The following is a 16,210-nucleotide window of genomic DNA, read 5'->3' on the forward strand; positions in this document are numbered from 1 at the left end:
GAGCGGACCAGCCCGACCGCGACGCCCCGGGGCTCCGGTGCGCCCCGCTCCTGTTCCCCGCCGGACGGGCTCGATAGTTTGGGCGGGTGACCCTCTCGGACCCCGCCCCCACCCCGTTCGCCTCCCTCGACGACTTCGTCGCGCTGCCCCGCGTCGAGGGCCTCGCGCTGTCGCCCGACGGGCGACGCGTCGCCCTCACGCTCGCCACGCTCTCGTCCGACCGCACCACCTACGCGCGCTCGCTGTGGGAGGTCGCGGCCGACGGTTCCGGGACCGCGCGCCGGCTCACGCGCAGCAGCACGGGCGAGTCGAGCGCCGCGTGGACGGGCTCCGGGGACCTCGTCTTCACCTCGCGCCGCCGGCGCAGCGGCGGGCCCGAGCAGGACGGCAAGCCCGTGGCGCAACTGTGGGTGCTGCCGGCCGCCGGCGGCGAGGCGCGTCCGGTGACCGCCCTGGCCGGCGGCGTGGACGGCGTCGCGGCCGTCGCGCGCGCGGGCGACCAGGTCGTGCTCGGCGCCTCCCTGCTCCCGGGCGCCTCGACCCTCGAGGAGGACGCTGCCCTGCGGGCCGAGCGGGCGCGCAAGAAGGTCAGCGCGATCCTCCACGAGCGCTACCCGGTGCGCTACTGGGACCACGACCTCGGTCCCGAGGAGCCCCACCTGCTGACCCTCGGCACCGCCGACCTGGGCGTCGACCCGGTCGCCCCGACGGGCGACCCGGACGACGAGGGCGACACCGACGCCTCCGACGGTTCCGACGAGCCCGGCGGCTCCAGCGGGTCCGGCCCCTCGGGCGCCGCCGACCACGCGTACCCCGCGCACCTGCCGCGTCCCGCGGACCTCACGCCCCACCCGGGTCGCAGCGCCGACACCGCCGGCGCGGCCCTGACCCCCGACGGCACCCTGCTGGTCGCCGCGCTGCGTCGTGCCCAGGGCTGGGAGGACCGGCACGCGATCGTGACGATCGACGTGCGCACCGGCACGACGACGCCGCTGGTCGACGAGGAGGGCGTGTACGCCGAGTCGCCCACCGTCAGCAACGACGGGCGCCGCATCGCCTACGTCCGCTCGCGGATGCCCAGCCCGGCCGGACCCGCCGACCAGGAGATCTGGGTGATCGGCGTCGACGGCTCCGAGCACCACCAGGTCGCCGTGGGCTGGGACCGCTGGCCGGCCGAGCTGCACTTCGCTCCCGACGACGCCTCGCTCGTCGTCGTCGCCGACTCCGACGGCCGCGCCCCGGTCTTCCGGGTCGACCTCGGCGACCCCGCCGCGCAGGTGCAGCAGCTGACGCACGACGACTTCGCCTACACCCAGGTCGCCGTGGCCCCCGACGGCGGCCTGGTCGCCCTGCGCTCGAACTGGCAGACGGCGCCGCACCCCGTCCGGATCGACTCCGACGGGGCCGTCACGCCGCTCGCGACGCCCGCTCCCCCGCCGGCCCCGGTCGGCGCGATGACCGAGGTCGAGACGACGGCCGACGACGGCGCCCGGGTGCGCGGCTGGCTGCTCACCCCTCCGGGAGCCTCGGCCGAGACGCCCGCACCGCTGCTGCTGTGGATCCACGGTGGGCCGCTGAACAGCTGGAACGCGTGGAGCTGGCGCTGGTGCGCGCAGCTGGCGGTGCAGCAGGGGTACGCCGTGCTGCTGCCCGACCCCGCGCTCTCGACCGGCTACGGCCTGGACTTCATCGCGCGCGGCTGGAACGCCTGGGGCGGCGCGCCCTACACCGACCTGATGTCGATCACGGACGCCGTCGAGTCCCGGCCCGAGATCGACGCCGACCGCACGGCGGCGATGGGCGGCTCGTTCGGCGGCTACATGGCGAACTGGGTGGCCGGGCACACCGACCGCTTCGACGCGATCGTCACCCACGCGAGCCTGTGGGCGCTCGACCAGTTCCGCGGCACGACCGACGGCGCGCCCTACTGGGACCAGCTCTTCGACGCCGAGGGGCTGGTCGAGAACTCCCCGCACCGCTTCGTCGAGAACATCAGCACGCCGCTGCTGGTCATCCACGGCGACCGCGACTACCGCGTGCCGATCGGCGAGGGCAACCGCCTGTGGGCCGAGCTGGCGCAGCACTTCGCGGACGCCGACGGGTCGATGGTGCACCGCTACCTCTACTTCCCCGACGAGAACCACTGGATCCTGGCGCCGCAGCACGCCAAGGTCTGGTACGAGACCGTCTTCGCGTTCCTCGCCGAGCACGTGCGGGGCGAGGAGTGGCGCCGACCGCGCGTCCTCGGCTGACGGGTCGGCGGGAGCGTGGACCCGCAGCTGGTGGTGGCGAGCCGGACGCTGGAGGACCGGAGGGTCGCCGGCCGCTCGGTGCACTGCGCCGTCCGCACGCTGACCGACGGCGGGTTCGTGATGGAGGGCCAGGTGCTCGGCGGCGGGGAGTACGAGTGGGCGCGGCGCCTCGACGCCGGGCAGACGGCGCGCCTGGGCGCGCTGCTCGGCGTCGCGCCCGCCGACCTGCTGGACGCGGTCGTCACCCGGTTCCCCGACGCCGCCTCCTTTGAGGAGCACCTGCGCGAGCACGGGCTGGACGGCACGTTCTGGAGCCGCCGCGAGGACTGAGCCCACCCGCTCTGGTATCCATGACGCCATGCTGCTGCGCCAGTTGGAGTACCTCGCCGCCCTGGCGCACGAGGGCCACTTCGGGCGCGCGGCGCAGGAGTGCGGCGTCTCGCAGCCCGCGCTCTCCGCGGGGATCCGCAAGCTCGAGTCCGAGCTGGGCGTGCAGATCGTCAGCCGGGGGCAGCGCTTCGACGGCCTCACCACCGAGGGCGAGGAGGTGCTGCGCTGGGCGCAGCGGGTCCTGGCCGACCGCCGCGACCTGGACCACCGGATCCAGGTGATGGGCAGCCACCTCACCGGCACCCTGCGCATCGGCGCGATACCCACGGCGCTCAGCGCCGCGTCGCTGCTGACCGGTCCGCTGCGTGCCGACCAGCCGCACCTTCACTTCTCGCTGCGCTCGATGAACTCGCGCGACATCGTCGCCGAGCTCGACGACCTGACGCTCGACGTGGGCATGACCTACGTCGACGGCGAGCCCCTCGGCCACACGCGCACCGTGCCGCTCTACCGCGAGCGCTACCTGCTGCTCACCCGCGACGACGGCCCGCTGGCCGCACTGGAGGAGGTCACCTGGCGCGACGCCGGCGCCGTGCCGCTGTGCCTGCTGCCCGCCGAGATGCAGAACCGTCGCATCGTCGACGGCTTCCTCGGCGAGGCGGGCGCGCACGCCGACGTGGTCGTCGAGACCGACACGATCTCGGCGATCTTCGCGCACGTCGCCGCGCTCGACCTGGCGAGCATCGTGCCGCAGACCTGGCTGTTCGGGGTCGCGCTGCCCGACGGCCTGCGGGTGCGACCGCTGCCCGACCCGGCCCGCGGCTACCACGTCGGCCTGGTGCTCTCCGCGCGTCGGCCCGAGACGACCCTGGCGCGTGCGCTGGTCGAGGTCGCCTCCCGCATCGACGTGCAACGCGCCCTCGAGCACGAGGTGGTACGCCGGGTGCCCACGGCCGCCGCGCTGCCGGGCGTACCTCCGCGGGACGGGTGAGCGGGGCGCCCACCGGGCGACGACTGCGATAACCGCGCGCTATCGCGCCATAGCCTCTCGCTCTTTGACGTGGGTCACACCCGTCTCTAGGTTCGACGGGCCGCGCGCACCCTCGCGGCCGTCCGAGCACCGAACGCCGAGGAGATGGCTCCGCGTGGCACTGACCTTCCTGGACCGTGAGCACACGGTCGCCCCACCCGGCTACAGCCGCTGGCTCATCCCGCCCGCGGCCCTGGCCATCCACCTGTGCATCGGCCAGGCGTACGCCACGAGCGTCTACAAGGACGCCCTCGTGGAGCACTTCGACACGAGCCTGACCGCCATCGGCGTCATCTTCTCCATCGCGATCGTGATGCTCGGCGTCTCGGCCGCCCTGTTCGGGACGTGGGTCGACCGCGTCGGTCCGCGCCGCACGATGTTCACCGCCGCCTGCTGCTGGGCGGCCGGCTTCCTGGTCGCGGCGGCCGGCATCCAGCTCGGGCAGCTGTGGATCGTCTACCTCGGCTACGGCGTGATCGGCGGCATCGGTCTCGGCCTGGGCTACATCTCGCCGGTCTCCACCCTGATCAAGTGGTTCCCGGACCGTCCGGGCCTCGCGACCGGCATGGCCATCATGGGCTTCGGCGGCGGCGCGATGGTGGCGGCGCCGCTCTCGCGCGAGCTGCTCGCGCTCTACGGCGGCGACTCCCCCGGCGGCGACGCCGTGGCGAAGCTGTTCGTCACCCTCGGCATCGCGTACTTCGCCGTGATGATGCTCGGCGTCTTCACCGTGCGCGTCCCCGCGCCCGGCTGGGTCCCCGACGGCTTCGACCCCGCCAGCGTGCGCGCCAAGCCCATGGTCACCACCGCCCAGGTCTCGGCGTCGAACGCGATCCGCACCCCCCAGTTCTGGCTGCTGTGGGTTGTGCTGCTGTGCAACGTCACCGCGGGCATCGGCATCCTCGAGCAGGCCGCCGACATGATCCAGGACTTCTTCCGGGACGGCTCGGGCGTCTCGACGGTCACCGTCGTCGTCGCCGCCGGATTCGTCGGGCTGCTCTCGGTCGGCAACATGGGCGGCCGGTTCGTCTGGTCGAGCTTCTCCGACGTGATCGGGCGCAAGCCGACCTACATCGTCTACCTCGGCGGCGGCATCGCCCTCTACGGGCTGCTCGCCACCGTCGGGTCGAGCTCGACGGTCCTGTTCGTCGCGTTCTGCTTCGTGATCATCTCCTTCTACGGCGGCGGCTTCGCGACCGTGCCCGCCTACCTGCGCGACCTGTTCGGCACCTACCAGGTGGGCGCCATCCACGGCCGGCTGCTGACCGCCTGGTCGACCGCCGGTGTCCTGGGCCCGCTGATCGTCAACGGCGTCCTCGACGCGCAGGGCAACCCCGGTGAGCTCGGCGCCGCGGACTACCAGCCGGCGCTGCTGATCATGGTCGGCGTGCTGGCGGTCGGCTTCGTGGCCAACCTGCTCATCAAGCCCGTCTCGGAGCGGTGGCACGAGCCGGCCTCCGGCCGCACCACCGGCGCCGCGGGAACCGCTGCGTCCCCCTCCTCCACCGACCCGAGCACCGACCCGAGCACGGAGGCCGCCCGATGAACGACCAGCCCACCGCGTCGCAGCACCACGCCGCGCCCCGCACCGACTACCGCGCCCGGATCGCCGTGGTGTGGACCGTGGTGCTCGCGCCCCTGGCGTACGGCGTCTTCCACGCCGTCAAGGCCGCGACCCAGCTGTTCACCGGCTGAGCCCACCGCTCCCGGGGAACCACCCCCGGGAACCACGAAGGCCCCCTCGCCGTCGGCGAGGGGGCCTTCGTCGTGCAGGCGGGACTCTCAACCCACCGGGACCGAGACCTTCTCGAGGCGCACGACGACGCCCTTGGAGGTCGGGGTGTTCGAGACGTCGGCGACGCTGTCGAGCGGCACCAGCACGTTCGTCTCGGGGTAGTACGCGGCGGCGGAGCCCCGCGGGGTCGGGTAGGGCACGACCTTGAACGCCGGGGCGCGGCGCTCGAGCCCGTCCGACCACACGCTGACGATGTCGACCTCCTCCTCGTCCGCGAGGCCGAGCTCGGCGAGGTCCGCCTCGTTGACGAGCACCACCCGACGCGCGTCGTGGATGCCGCGGTAGCGGTCGTCCATCGCGTACGGGATGGTGTTCCACTGGTCGTGCGAGCGCAGCGACTGCAGGACGAGGTGGCCGGGCGGCGCGACGAGCTCGGTGAACTCGTTCGCGGTGAACTCCGCCTTGCCGCTCGCCGTGCGGTACACGCGGTCGTTGACCGCGTTCGGCAGGCGGAACCCGCCGGGGGCCACGACACGCTCGTTGAAGTCCTCGAACCCGGGGACGACCCGCGCGATGCGGTCGCGCACGAGGCCGTAGTCCTTCTCGAACTCGCGCCACGGGACGTCGGCGCCGCCCTCGCGGCCGGCCAGGGTCCGCTCGGCCAGGCGCGAGATGATCGCCACCTCGCTCAGCAGGTCCGGCGAGGCCGGGTCGAGCCGCCCGCGCGAGACGTGCACCTCGCTCATCGAGTTCTCCACCGTCACGAACTGCTCGCCCGACTCCTGCACGTCACGGTCGCTGCGACCCAGGGTCGGCAGGATCAGCGCGGTCTCCCCGCACACGGTGTGCGAGCGGTTGAGCTTGGTGGAGATCTGCACCGTCATCGAGCAGTTGCGCAGCGCCGCCTCGGTGACCTCGCTGTCGGGCGCGGCCCGCACGAAGTTGCCCGCGGCCGCGAGGAAGAAACGGGCGCGCCCGTCGCGCATCGCGCGGATCGCGTCGACGGAGTCCCACCCGTGGTCGCGGGGCGGCTCGAAGGAGAACTCCTGCCCCAACGCGTCGAGGAACGCGTCGGGCATCTTCTCCCAGATGCCCATCGTCCGGTCGCCCTGCACGTTGCTGTGCCCGCGCACCGGGCACACGCCGGCGCCGTGGCGACCGAGGTTGCCGCGCAGGAGCAGGAAGTTGACGATCTCGCGGATCGTGGGCACCGCGTGCTTCTGCTGGGTGAGGCCCATCGCCCAGCAGACGATCACCTTCTTGCTGGACAGGACGGCGCGGTGCGCCTCCTCGATCTCCTCGCGCGTCAGGCCCGTGGCCCGCAGCACGTCGTCCCACGCGACCTGACGCGTGTGAGCGGCGAACTCCTCGAAGCCGTGCGTGTCCTCCTCGATGAACCGGTGGTCGAGCACCGTGCCGGGGGCCTCGTCCTCGGCCTCGAGCAGGAGCCGGTTGAGCGCCTGGAAGAGCGCCAGGTCGCCGCCGGGGCGGATCTGCAGGAACTGGTCGGCGATGACGGTGCCGCGACCGACCACGCCGCGCGGCTTCTGCGGGTTCTTGAACCGCATCAGGCCGGCCTCGGGCAGCGGGTTGACCGCGATCACGCGACCCCCGTTGCGCTTGGTCTCCTCCAGCGCGGTCAGCATCCGCGGGTGGTTCGTGCCCGGGTTCTGGCCGACGACGAAGATCAGGTCGGCCTCGTGGATGTCCTCGAGGGACACGTTGCCCTTGCCGACGCCCAGCGTCTGGCCGAGAGCCGAGCCGCTCGACTCGTGGCACATGTTCGAGCAGTCCGGCAGGTTGTTGGTGCCGAACGCCCGCACGAAGAGCTGGAAGAGGAACGCGGCCTCGTTGTTGATGCGCCCGGAGACGTAGAAGAGCGCCTCGTCGGGGGTGGCCAGGCCGTTGAGCTCGCCGGCGACCAGCTCGAACGCCTCGTCCCAGCCGATCGGCTCGTAGTGGGTGCCGCCGGGGCGCTTGACCACGGGTTCGGTCAGCCGGCCCTGCTGGTTGAGCCACAGGTCGGAGCGCTGGTCGAGGTCGGCCACCGAGTGCTTCGCGAAGAACTCGCGGGTGACCCGCCGCGTGGTGGCCTCGTCGGCGACGTGCTTGGCGCCGTTCTCGCAGTACTCGTTCGTGTGCCGGTCCTTCGGGTCCGGCCACGCGCAACCCGGGCAGTCGAAGCCCTTGGTCTGGTTGACGTTCAGCAGCGTCAGCGCGGTGCGCTTCGGGCTGGTCTCGCCGAGGGAGTACTTCAACGCGTGCGCCACGGCGGGCACGCCTGCGGCCCACGTCTTCGGCGGCGTCACTTTCAGGTCGTCGACGGGGTCGACCTCGGGGGCCTCGCGCGAGCTCATCTCCACCTCCAGGTTGTTCGGACAACGTCTCGCGATGCGCACCGGCACGTCAAAGAAGTGACAGCGATCACCCGATCGACGGAACCGATCACGGCTGCCCCGTCACCTCGCGGCGGCCCGGTCGAGCATCCGTCGGACCTCGCCCCGGTACCCGGCGTACTGCCGGCGCAACCGCGCGCCCGGCCAGCCGGACGGGAGCAGCTCGGCCGGGAGCAGGGGGTCGGTGGCGAGGTGGCGCACGAGCCCGGCCGCGGCAGCGAGGCGTACGCCCGGCTCCGCGGCGTCGCGCAGCCGCTCGCCCCAGGCCTCGGCCGCGCCGGCCCAGCCGGGCAGGTCCCACAGCCGCGCGGCGAGGGCGCGAGGGTCCCGCGGGCGGGCCTCGAGGACCTCGAGCCCGTCGTCGGCTCCCGCGCGGTCGTCCTCGCGGCGCAGGTTGGCCGGCCGCATCCACACGCCCTCGCGCAGCTCGGCGAGACGGCGGGCGGCCAGGGCGGTGCGCAGGGCCGCCCGCTCGGAGGCCGAGCGACCTGAGGCGACGACCACCGCGGTCTCCCAGGTCCCGTCCCAGGGACGGCCGAGGTCCGCCACGGCCTCGTCCTGGCGGGCCTGGCGGGCGACGTGGCGCGGCGCCAGTGCGTACGCCCCGTCCTCGCGCAGCAGGTCGCCCCCGGCCACCGCGCGGCTCAGCGCCACGCGCGCCGTGGCAATGGGCACCCCGAGCTCCACCGCCGCCTCCGTCAGGCGGGCCGCGTCGAGCCGCGCCGGGTGCGCCCCGAGCAGCAGGCTGAGCACGACCGACCGAGCGCTCAGCGGACGCAGGTCGACGGAGGGTTCCACGTCGACGATCCTGCCACGGATTACGTTTCTGGACACAGTTGTCACTCGAAGCGTAATGTCGCGCCATGGCGACCCACGAGGTGCTCAACCAGGTCCCGGCGCTGACCGGCTACGACACGGCGGACGACGCCGCCCTCCTCGAGGGCGTCACCCGGGAGGGTGCGGCCTGGGCGCTGCCGGAGATCCACGCCCTCGGCCGCCTCGCCGGCACCGAGGAGGCGCGGGAGTGGGGACGTCTGGCCGAGCGGGTGCCACCACGCCTGCACACCCACGACCGGACGGGCCACCGGGTCGACGAGGTCGAGTACGTGCCGGCCTACCACCGGCTGATGTCCACGGCGGTCGAGCACGGCCTGCACGCGGCCCCGTGGGCCGACGAGCGCCCCGGCGCCCACGTCGCCCGAGCCGCCAAGTTCATGACCTGGTCCGTCGACGCGGGCCACGGCTGCCCGATCTCGATGACCTACGCCGCCGTGCCCGCCCTGCGCGCCGCCCCGGAGCTGGCCGAGCGGTTCGAGCCGCTGCTGACCAGCCGCACCTACGACCCCGGGCTGCGCGACCCCGCCACGAAGGCGGGTCTCACCGCCGGCATGTCGATGACCGAGAAGCAGGGCGGCTCCGACGTCCGCGCGAACACCACGACCGCCACGCCGCGCCCCGACGGCACCTACGTGGTGGTCGGCCACAAGTGGTTCACCTCCGCCCCGATGTCCGACGTCTTCCTCACCCTCGCGCAGGCGCCCGGCGGTCTGTCCTGCTTCCTGCTCCCCCGCGTGCTGCCCGGCGGCGAGCGCAACGCCCTGCGGTTCCAGCGGCTCAAGGACAAGCTCGGCAACCGGTCGAACGCGAGCTCCGAGGTCGAGTACGACCACGCCACCGGCTGGCTCGTCGGCGAGGAGGGCCGCGGGGTGCGCACGATCGTCGAGATGGTCAACATGACCCGCCTCGACTGCGTGATCGGCTCGGCCACGGGCATGCGCACCGCGCTCGTCCTCGCGACCCACCACGCCCGGCACCGGCGCGCGTTCGGCCGCCCGCTGCTCGACCAGCCCCTGATGCGCAACGTGCTCGCCGACCTCACCATCGAGTCGGAGGCGGCGACCACCGCGATGCTGCGCCTGGCCGGGGCCAACGACCGCGCCGTGCGCGGCGACGAGCAGGAGGCGGCGCTGCGGCGCCTCGCGCTGGCCGCGACGAAGTACGCGGTGTGCAAGCGCGGCCCCGTCGCCGCCGGGGAGGCGCTGGAGTGCCTGGGCGGCAACGGCTACGTCGAGGACTTCGACCTGGCCCGGATCTACCGCGAGCTGCCACTGCTGTCGATCTGGGAGGGCTCGGGCAACGTGGCCGCCCTGGACACCCTGCGCGCGATCGCGCGCGAGCCGGCGACCCTCGACGCGTTCCTCGCCGAGGCCGAGCTGGCCACCGGCGCGGACCGCCGCTACGACGAGGCCCTGGAACGGCTGCGCAAGGAGCTGACGTCGTTCGACGACGTCGAGCTGCGCGCGCGCCGCGTGGCCGAGCGGATCGCGACCGTGTTCGCCGCCGGCCAGCTCGTGCGCCACGCTCCGGCGGCGGTCGCGGACGCGTACTGCGCCACCCGCCTGGCCGGCGACTGGGGCCACGCGCTCGGGACCCTGCCCGCCGGGCTCGACCTGGACGCGATCTTGGAGCGTGCTGGGGGCGCGACCGTTTAGTTTCGTGTCGAGGAGTGGAGGCGCCGCGGCTCACGCAAACGGCACACTGAGTCACACCTCAGTGTTCCCTTCTTCATCGTCACCACCCGGCACGTATTGATCGACATCGATCAGCGCGCCCGCGCGGGCTACCCAGCGAATTGCTGCAGCAGTGAGATGAATTCCCGGATCATCCAGTTCCACATCTCCTTCGAAGACCTGCACGATCCGAAGTTCCACGAAGCAGCCGCGATTGACCAGTTCCTTCAAACGGTCTGCGAGGTCATCGCTCAGCTCCTCGATGGCTTCTGACAGTTCCTCGGTGCCGGGCGAGATGCGGCGGTCGTCATCGAGGTCCCACTTCCAAGACGCGTACCTGTAGTTCCCACTCTCGTAGTACGGATTGGGGTCGCCGATGTCGTGCGACTCAGAGGGTTCTATGCCGATAGAGCGCGTAATCTCGCTCAGGCGCAATGCGCGACTCCACACCAAGAGGTAGGCACGGAAAGGTTCCATCTCGAGGCCGAACGATGGCAATTCTTCAAACGCCTTCATTCGAGGGCTTGGTTGAGTCATCACCACGCCTCCAACCACCCGAGTTCCCCGCTCAGCCCGAGCTGCGCTAATAGATCGCTCATTCCGACCACGCCCGCGGTCTTCTCAACTCTCGATCCATGCAGCAGTGGGCTGGCCCGCCTGCGGGGCAGCATAAGGCAGGGGCAATCGTTCGCGTTGGCACCATGGTGGAGGGCCGTCTCGGCGACTCCACCATCCGGTTGACCCGCTCGGGTTTGGCCGCTGTCCCTACGACGCACAACCATCCCCATGCCCGCGCGCGACACGTCCTGGACCACCGCCCATCCCCGCCTCCTGACCGGCATCGCCCGGGTCCTCGGCCTCGACGAGGCGACGGTGGCGAGCCACAGCCACGTGGAGGGCGACGTCGTGCACGCGTGGACGCCGGGTCGCGGCGGCGCGCAGCTGGTCGCGGGCCTCGACGGCAGCATCTACGTGCGGGAGTCCAGCCACACCGCTGCGGCGCTGCGCGTCGAGTACGCCCAGGGCGCGCGCACCGACCCCGACCGGCTCGCCGCCCGCCCGATCAACCACGCGGCGAGCGCGGTCGTCGCCATGCTGGAGCGGCTGCGGGGCACCGGCTCGACGTCCACCGCCGGGCCGACCGGGCCCGAGCCCGCCGAGCTCGCGCGGATCTTCGGCGGCCGGCTCGGAGCGACGACGCCCGAGGAGATCGAGGCCGTGCTGCGCGCGGCCGGCACGGGCACCTACGCGCTCGTCGGCGTCGACCGGGAGGTCGGGCCGGGGCACTGGTACATCGCGCACATCGGCCGCAACGCCGGCGAGACCGAGGACCAGGTCAACGCGCTCGACCCGATCGCCAACACGATGCGGCCCTGGCCGCCCGCGAACGCCGACGCGGTGCGCTGGTGGGCGACGGGCGTCCCGGCCTCGACCACCCAGAGCACCCCGAGCACCCCGAGCACGCCGCCGGCCACGGTCACCTGCGTCGCGCAGGCGCACGGGCACCGGATCTGGCTCGACACCACCGCCGGGCGCGAGAAGTGGGGCCAGATGCTGGTCGACGCGTGGGCGCGCCAACCCGCCGACCGGGTGCAGCACGGCAAGGGCCTGTGGTTCGGCTTCTGGTGGACCAGCATCCACGCGGTCGACGACGGCTTCCGGGTCTCGGCCGCGAACCTCGCGGTGCCGGAGAACGACAAGAACACCTGGAACGTCGACGCCGCGCTGGACGCGCTCTACCAGCAGCAGTACCTGTGCGACGCGCTCGGCATCCGCCGCCAGTCCGTGAACTTCCTGGCCACCATCACCGTCGAGACCGCCGCGTGGGACACGCCCGCCGTGCACCTCGTACGCCGCGAGCCGACGAGCAGCACGGACTCGGGCTGGTACGTCGGCGTCGGGCCCGAGCCCTCGGGCCCCACGGAGACGCTGGAGGGTCGCGACGTCCACCGCCGCCGCCCCGAGCTCGTGCGCTACCTCGGGCTCCCGCCCGGCTACCGCGCGACGTGGTCGGGCTCGCGCACCGAGCGGGTGGTCGCGGCCGACGGCCGCGTGCGCATCGCCGACGGGGCGTTCGTGCAGGACGGCGCGGGCACGCAGCAGCCGGCCGCCCAGCAGCCCCCCGCGCCCGCCCAGCCGGCCCAGCAGCCGGCCCAGCAGCCCTCCCAGCCCGCGCGGCGCAGCGGGCACCGGGCGTACGACGAGGCCAGTGACGCCATCGCCGACCGCGGCGCCAGCGCCGAGCGGCTGCTGGCGGCGGGCCACGGGCTGCGCGACGCGTTCGCCCGCTTCGACCACGGCATCGGCCTGCTGCCGCCGGACGCGCTGGAGGTGATGCTGACGGCGTACCGGCGCGCGGACGCCGCCGGCTCAGAGGAAGCCGCCTGGACGTGGGTGCGGCGGGCCTACTTCGAGCGCGTCGCGTCGCTCGAGCGCGCCGCGGCCGCCCGCGTCGAGCTGCTGGCGTACGACGACCCCTCCGGCGACGCGCACGTGCTGCGCGGCTGGATGCGCTTCAACGGCTACGGCTTCCCCCCGGACCCGGCGGCGGTGCTGCGCGACCACACGACGGCGGCGGAGCGTGGCAACGCCGACGCCCACTTCGAGCTGGCCGTCCTGCTCGGGTCCGGCCAGGGCGGCGTGCCGGTCGACGCCGACCGCTCGCGCCAGCACCTGCGCGCGGCGGTCGACCTCGACCACCCGCGGGCGCTGCACAACCTCGCGGTCGGGTACGCGACGGGCCAGGGCGCCCCGTTCGACCTCGCGCGGGCACTCGACCTCTACCGTCGCGCGGCCGAGCGGGGCCACCAGCGGGCCGCCTTCACCGCCGGGGTGATGACGCTGACCGGCCAGGGCACCCGCGCCGACGAGGGACGCGCGGCGGACCTGTTCGGGCTGGCGGAGGACCTCGGTCTCGACGTCCGCGAGGAGGCCGGGCACCTGCCGCCCGAGCTGCGCGACCTCGTGCTGCGCATCGTCGACTGAGCCCCCGCGGGGGCCCGGCCTCTGGGAGGATGGCGTCCGTGACCGAGCCCTCCGCGACCCTCGATCCGGCAGCCGTCCCCGCCGGCGGCGACTGGCCCCCGCACGGCACGGAGCGGCGCGCGTGGCGGCAGAGCGTGGTGCGCGGCCCGCGCGCCGACCGGGCCGTGCGCTTCGTCGACGCCAGGATCCCGCCGCGCATCGCGGAGCAGGCGTACGAGCCCACCCGCGGCCTGCGCACCCAGCTGGCGACCGCGACCGACGGCCTCGTGCGTCTCGACCAGGTGCACGGACGCAACCTGGGGGCGCTGAGCCAGCTGCTGCTGCGCACCGAGTCGATCGCCTCGAGCAAGATCGAGAACATCGAGGCGAGCCTGTCGGACTACGGCAAGGCCCTCATGGGGCAGCGCGCGAACGCCTCCGCGGTCTCGATGGCCGCCGCGACCGAGGCGCTGTCGGGCATCATCGTGACCGCCAGCAGCGACGGGCGGATCACGCGGGACGCGGTGCTGCGCGCGCACCACGCGCTGTTCCGCAGCCACCCCGACCTGGCGTCGAAGGCCGGCACGGTGCGGACGGCGCAGAACTGGATCGGCGGCAGCGACTACTCGCCGCGCAACGCCCTCTTCGTCCCGCCGCCCCCGGAGACGGTCGTCGAGCACCTCGACGACCTGTTCGCCTTCGCGAACCGCGACGACGTCCTGCCGCTGGCGCAGGCGGCCATCGTGCACGCGCAGTTCGAGTCGATCCACCCCTTCGTCGACGGCAACGGGCGGATCGGGCGCACCCTGATCCACGCGGTGCTGCGACGTCGCGGCGTCACCCGCCGCCTGACCGTGCCGATCGCGTCGGGGCTCACGGCGCACCGCGAGCGCTACTTCGAGGCCCTCGGCGACTACCGCCGCGGCGACGCGGCGACGATCATCGCCCTGCTGGCCTCGGCGACGATGTGGGCCACCCACGAGGCGCGTCGCACCGTCACGAACCTCCAGCTGATCCACGACGACTGGGACGAGGCGCTCGGCCAGCCGGCCGACGGCGCCCCCGACTCGCGGGTGCTGCGCTTCCTCATGGCGGAGCCGATCATCACCACGAGCCGGGTCGCGGAGGTCCTCGGTCTCGACGACGACGCGACCGCCGCGCTGCTGGAGCGGCTGCGTCGCGCCGACGTGCTGGCCCCGTTGACGGCGCGGGGCCGCGACCGCGTCTGGGGCGCCCACCTGGTGCTCGACGAGGTGCGCGACCTGTCCGCGCGCATCGAGCGGCTCTCGCTGCGCGACGCCGGGGACGCGGTCGACGGGCCGGTGTGGGCGCGCCCCTGGATGGGGCACTGACGCGGGCTACGAACGCGTGAACGCTCGGAAATCCTCTGGTCGCCGGGCCCCGACGGGCCTACCGTAAGGACACCCGGCCACCGAGCCGGCGTGGGGCGAGGAGAAGAGCCATGGCCGTGACGACCGCGGTGGTGCTGCTCAACGCGTCCTACGAGCCCCTCGGCGCCGTCTCCTTCCAGCACGCGGTGAAGATGCTGTTCCGGGAGGTCGCCACCGTCGAGGAGGCGCACGGCGACCGTCGGATCGGACCGCACCCCTGGCCCCGGGTGATCCGACTCGTGCGCTACGTGGCGGCCCGGTGGATGTACCGCCCGGCCGGCTACTCCCGCGAGGGCGTGCTGCGTCGCGACCGCCGCCGCTGCGCGTACTGCGGCCACCACGCCGTCACGGTCGACCACCTGCTCCCCCGCAGCCGTGGTGGCGCATGGACGTGGACCAACACCGTCGCCGCCTGCGGCCCCTGCAACCACCGCAAGGCCAACCGCACGCCCGACGAGGCCGGCATGCGTCTGCGGGTGACGCCGTACGCCCCGACGCGCGCGCAGCTAGCCGCGCTCTGAGGGGGGGCCTTCGGCCTGCTCAGGCCTGGTCAGGCCTGGTCGTAGACGACGCCCATCTCGATCGGCTGCACGCTCGTCAGCTCCTCCTGCGTGCCCTCCACGGCGACGAACGCGTGGCCCGCGTCGAAGGCCCGGACGACGACGAGGACGGTGCCCGCCCCGACCGGCACCGGGTCACGTCGGTAGCGGTCCCGCAGCACCGTGTCGATCCGGGTCCGCAGCCGCATGCCGACCGCGAACCGGAACGGCGCTGCCACCAGGTCGCTGCCGCGCAGGGCGGCGCCGCTGCCGGCCAGGTCGCCGGACAGCACGCGGGACGACGTCCGGCGCCCGCGGTGACGGGGCCAGGTCTCGCGCACCTCCCAACCCGGCGCGGCGGGCGCAGCGAGCGGGTCCTCGCCGGCGTCGAGCACCCGCAGCACGGGGACCAGCGCGTCGGGGGCGCGGTGCTCGGCCAGCACCCGGGCCACCGACCGCGCCAGCAGGTGCCGGGCGTACGTCGGCACCCGCGGCCCGACGACCGCCTCGTGGTGCGCGAGCGCGTCCGCGGCGGCGCCGTGGGCGAGGAGGCCCTCGCGCTGCCCCTCGGCGTGCCCGCCCGAGAGGTGCTCGACGGGAGGTTCGACGACCGGCTCGGCGCCGGCGTGCTCGCCGTGGACGTCGCGCCAGCCGCCCGACTCGGTCTCGAAGAGCTGCCGCTCACGGGCCGTGTAGGAGGTGACGCGGCCGGGCTCCTCGTCGATCCACGAGCTGCCCAGCACCTGGTCCTGGGCCGAGACCCCGGCGAGCAGCAGGAACAGCAGGAGGTCCTGGCCGACGAAGTCGTCGTGGAAGTCGGCCGACATCCAGAACCAGCGGGTGCCGTCGTACAGGCCCCGGTCGAACCCGCAGCGGGCACCGACGAACCACCCGCCCTCCGGCAGGGCCGCCCACTCCTCCGCGTCCGGGTCGTCCTCCGGGGGGCGTGCGACCACCGAGCTGCGGTCGTCGCCCGTGATCCCCTCGAGGTAGGCGGCGACCCAGTCCGGCAGCGGGTCGACGACGAGGGCACGGACCTGGACCACGATCGAGTAGCTCACGA

General features: G+C 73.6%; 13 protein-coding genes. 9 read left to right on the forward strand and 4 right to left on the reverse strand.

From position 1 onward, the window contains the following. Positions 1–86 precede the first annotated feature (86 nt). The 5 genes from RDV89_RS11650 (at position 87) to RDV89_RS11670 (ending at position 5,307) form a co-directional block, all read left to right on the forward strand. On the forward strand, positions 87–2,252 hold the full coding sequence (locus RDV89_RS11650) for a S9 family peptidase (protein ID WP_315733222.1): 2,166 nt from the start codon (positions 87–89) through the stop codon (positions 2,250–2,252). 15 nt (positions 2,253–2,267) lie between these two features. Beyond that, on the forward strand, positions 2,268–2,582 hold the full coding sequence (locus RDV89_RS11655; protein ID WP_315733223.1) for a hypothetical protein: 315 nt from the start codon (positions 2,268–2,270) through the stop codon (positions 2,580–2,582). A 28-nt stretch (positions 2,583–2,610) separates the two neighbouring features. Further along, on the forward strand, positions 2,611–3,573 hold the full coding sequence (locus RDV89_RS11660; protein WP_315733224.1) for a LysR family transcriptional regulator: 963 nt from the start codon (positions 2,611–2,613) through the stop codon (positions 3,571–3,573). 154 nt (positions 3,574–3,727) lie between these two features. Next, a complete protein-coding gene (locus tag RDV89_RS11665) occupies positions 3,728–5,158 on the forward strand; it encodes an OFA family MFS transporter (RefSeq protein ID WP_315733225.1) in 1,431 nt (476 codons plus the stop codon). Further along, positions 5,155–5,307, forward strand: coding sequence for an MFS transporter small subunit (locus tag RDV89_RS11670; protein ID WP_315733226.1), 153 nt, complete (start codon positions 5,155–5,157; stop codon positions 5,305–5,307). Before RDV89_RS11665 ends, RDV89_RS11670 begins: the two co-directional genes overlap by 4 nt. 87 nt (positions 5,308–5,394) lie before the next feature. Here the strand turns inward: RDV89_RS11670 and RDV89_RS11675 are convergent, their stop codons facing one another. Together RDV89_RS11675 and RDV89_RS11680 are read right to left on the reverse strand one after the other, a co-directional pair. Then, a complete protein-coding gene (locus tag RDV89_RS11675; protein WP_315733227.1) occupies positions 5,395–7,704 on the reverse strand; it encodes an FdhF/YdeP family oxidoreductase in 2,310 nt (769 codons plus the stop codon). 102 nt (positions 7,705–7,806) lie between these two features. Beyond that, positions 7,807–8,541 carry a PaaX family transcriptional regulator C-terminal domain-containing protein gene (locus RDV89_RS11680; protein WP_315733228.1) on the reverse strand — a complete coding sequence of 245 codons (735 nt, stop codon included), beginning with the start codon at positions 8,539–8,541 and terminating at the stop codon, positions 7,807–7,809. 65 nt (positions 8,542–8,606) lie between these two features. Between RDV89_RS11680 and RDV89_RS11685 the strand changes: the two genes are divergently transcribed. Next, positions 8,607–10,235 (forward strand): acyl-CoA dehydrogenase family protein, encoded by a 1,629-nt coding sequence (locus RDV89_RS11685; protein WP_315733229.1) that lies wholly within the window; start codon positions 8,607–8,609, stop codon positions 10,233–10,235. 51 nt (positions 10,236–10,286) lie between these two features. Here RDV89_RS11685 and RDV89_RS11690 read toward each other — a convergent pair whose 3' ends face one another. Then, a complete protein-coding gene (locus RDV89_RS11690) occupies positions 10,287–10,790 on the reverse strand; it encodes a DUF4279 domain-containing protein (RefSeq protein WP_315733625.1) in 504 nt (167 codons plus the stop codon). Positions 10,791–11,039: 249 nt separating this feature from the next. Here RDV89_RS11690 and RDV89_RS11695 point away from each other — a divergent pair, with 249 nt between their 5' ends. The 3 genes from RDV89_RS11695 to RDV89_RS11705 all read left to right on the forward strand — a co-directional run bounded on the left by RDV89_RS11695 (position 11,040) and on the right by RDV89_RS11705 (position 15,129). Continuing rightward, positions 11,040–13,238, forward strand: a complete 2,199-nt coding sequence (locus RDV89_RS11695) for an immunity protein Imm33 domain-containing protein (RefSeq protein ID WP_315733230.1) — start codon at positions 11,040–11,042, stop codon at positions 13,236–13,238. A gap of 38 nt (positions 13,239–13,276) precedes the next feature. After that, positions 13,277–14,569: a Fic family protein gene (locus RDV89_RS11700; protein ID WP_315733231.1), complete on the forward strand. Its 1,293-nt coding sequence runs from the start codon at positions 13,277–13,279 to the stop codon at positions 14,567–14,569. Positions 14,570–14,679: 110 nt separating this feature from the next. Continuing rightward, a complete protein-coding gene (locus RDV89_RS11705) occupies positions 14,680–15,129 on the forward strand; it encodes an HNH endonuclease (RefSeq protein WP_315733232.1) in 450 nt (149 codons plus the stop codon). Positions 15,130–15,158: 29 nt separating this feature from the next. On the opposite strand, the gene RDV89_RS11710 is transcribed toward RDV89_RS11705, so the two are convergent. Next, positions 15,159–16,208: a hypothetical protein gene (locus tag RDV89_RS11710; RefSeq protein ID WP_315733233.1), complete on the reverse strand. Its 1,050-nt coding sequence runs from the start codon at positions 16,206–16,208 to the stop codon at positions 15,159–15,161. Positions 16,209–16,210 lie beyond the last annotated feature (2 nt).

This window comes from Nocardioides imazamoxiresistens (assembly GCF_032378595.1).
GTDB lineage: Bacteria > Actinomycetota > Actinomycetes > Propionibacteriales > Nocardioidaceae > Nocardioides > Nocardioides imazamoxiresistens.

Coding starts and splice junctions, on each gene's coding strand:
- RDV89_RS11660 (WP_315733224.1), top strand. CDS start 2,611: ATGCTGCTGCGCCAGTTGGAGTACCTCGCCGCCCTGGCGCACGAGGGC.
- RDV89_RS11670 (WP_315733226.1), top strand. CDS start 5,155: ATGAACGACCAGCCCACCGCGTCGCAGCACCACGCCGCGCCCCGCACC.
- RDV89_RS11675 (WP_315733227.1), bottom strand. CDS start 7,704: ATGAGCTCGCGCGAGGCCCCCGAGGTCGACCCCGTCGACGACCTGAAA.
- RDV89_RS11685 (WP_315733229.1), top strand. CDS start 8,607: ATGGCGACCCACGAGGTGCTCAACCAGGTCCCGGCGCTGACCGGCTAC.
- RDV89_RS11690 (WP_315733625.1), bottom strand. CDS start 10,790: ATGACTCAACCAAGCCCTCGAATGAAGGCGTTTGAAGAATTGCCATCG.
- RDV89_RS11695 (WP_315733230.1), top strand. CDS start 11,040: ATGCCCGCGCGCGACACGTCCTGGACCACCGCCCATCCCCGCCTCCTG.
- RDV89_RS11705 (WP_315733232.1), top strand. CDS start 14,680: ATGGCCGTGACGACCGCGGTGGTGCTGCTCAACGCGTCCTACGAGCCC.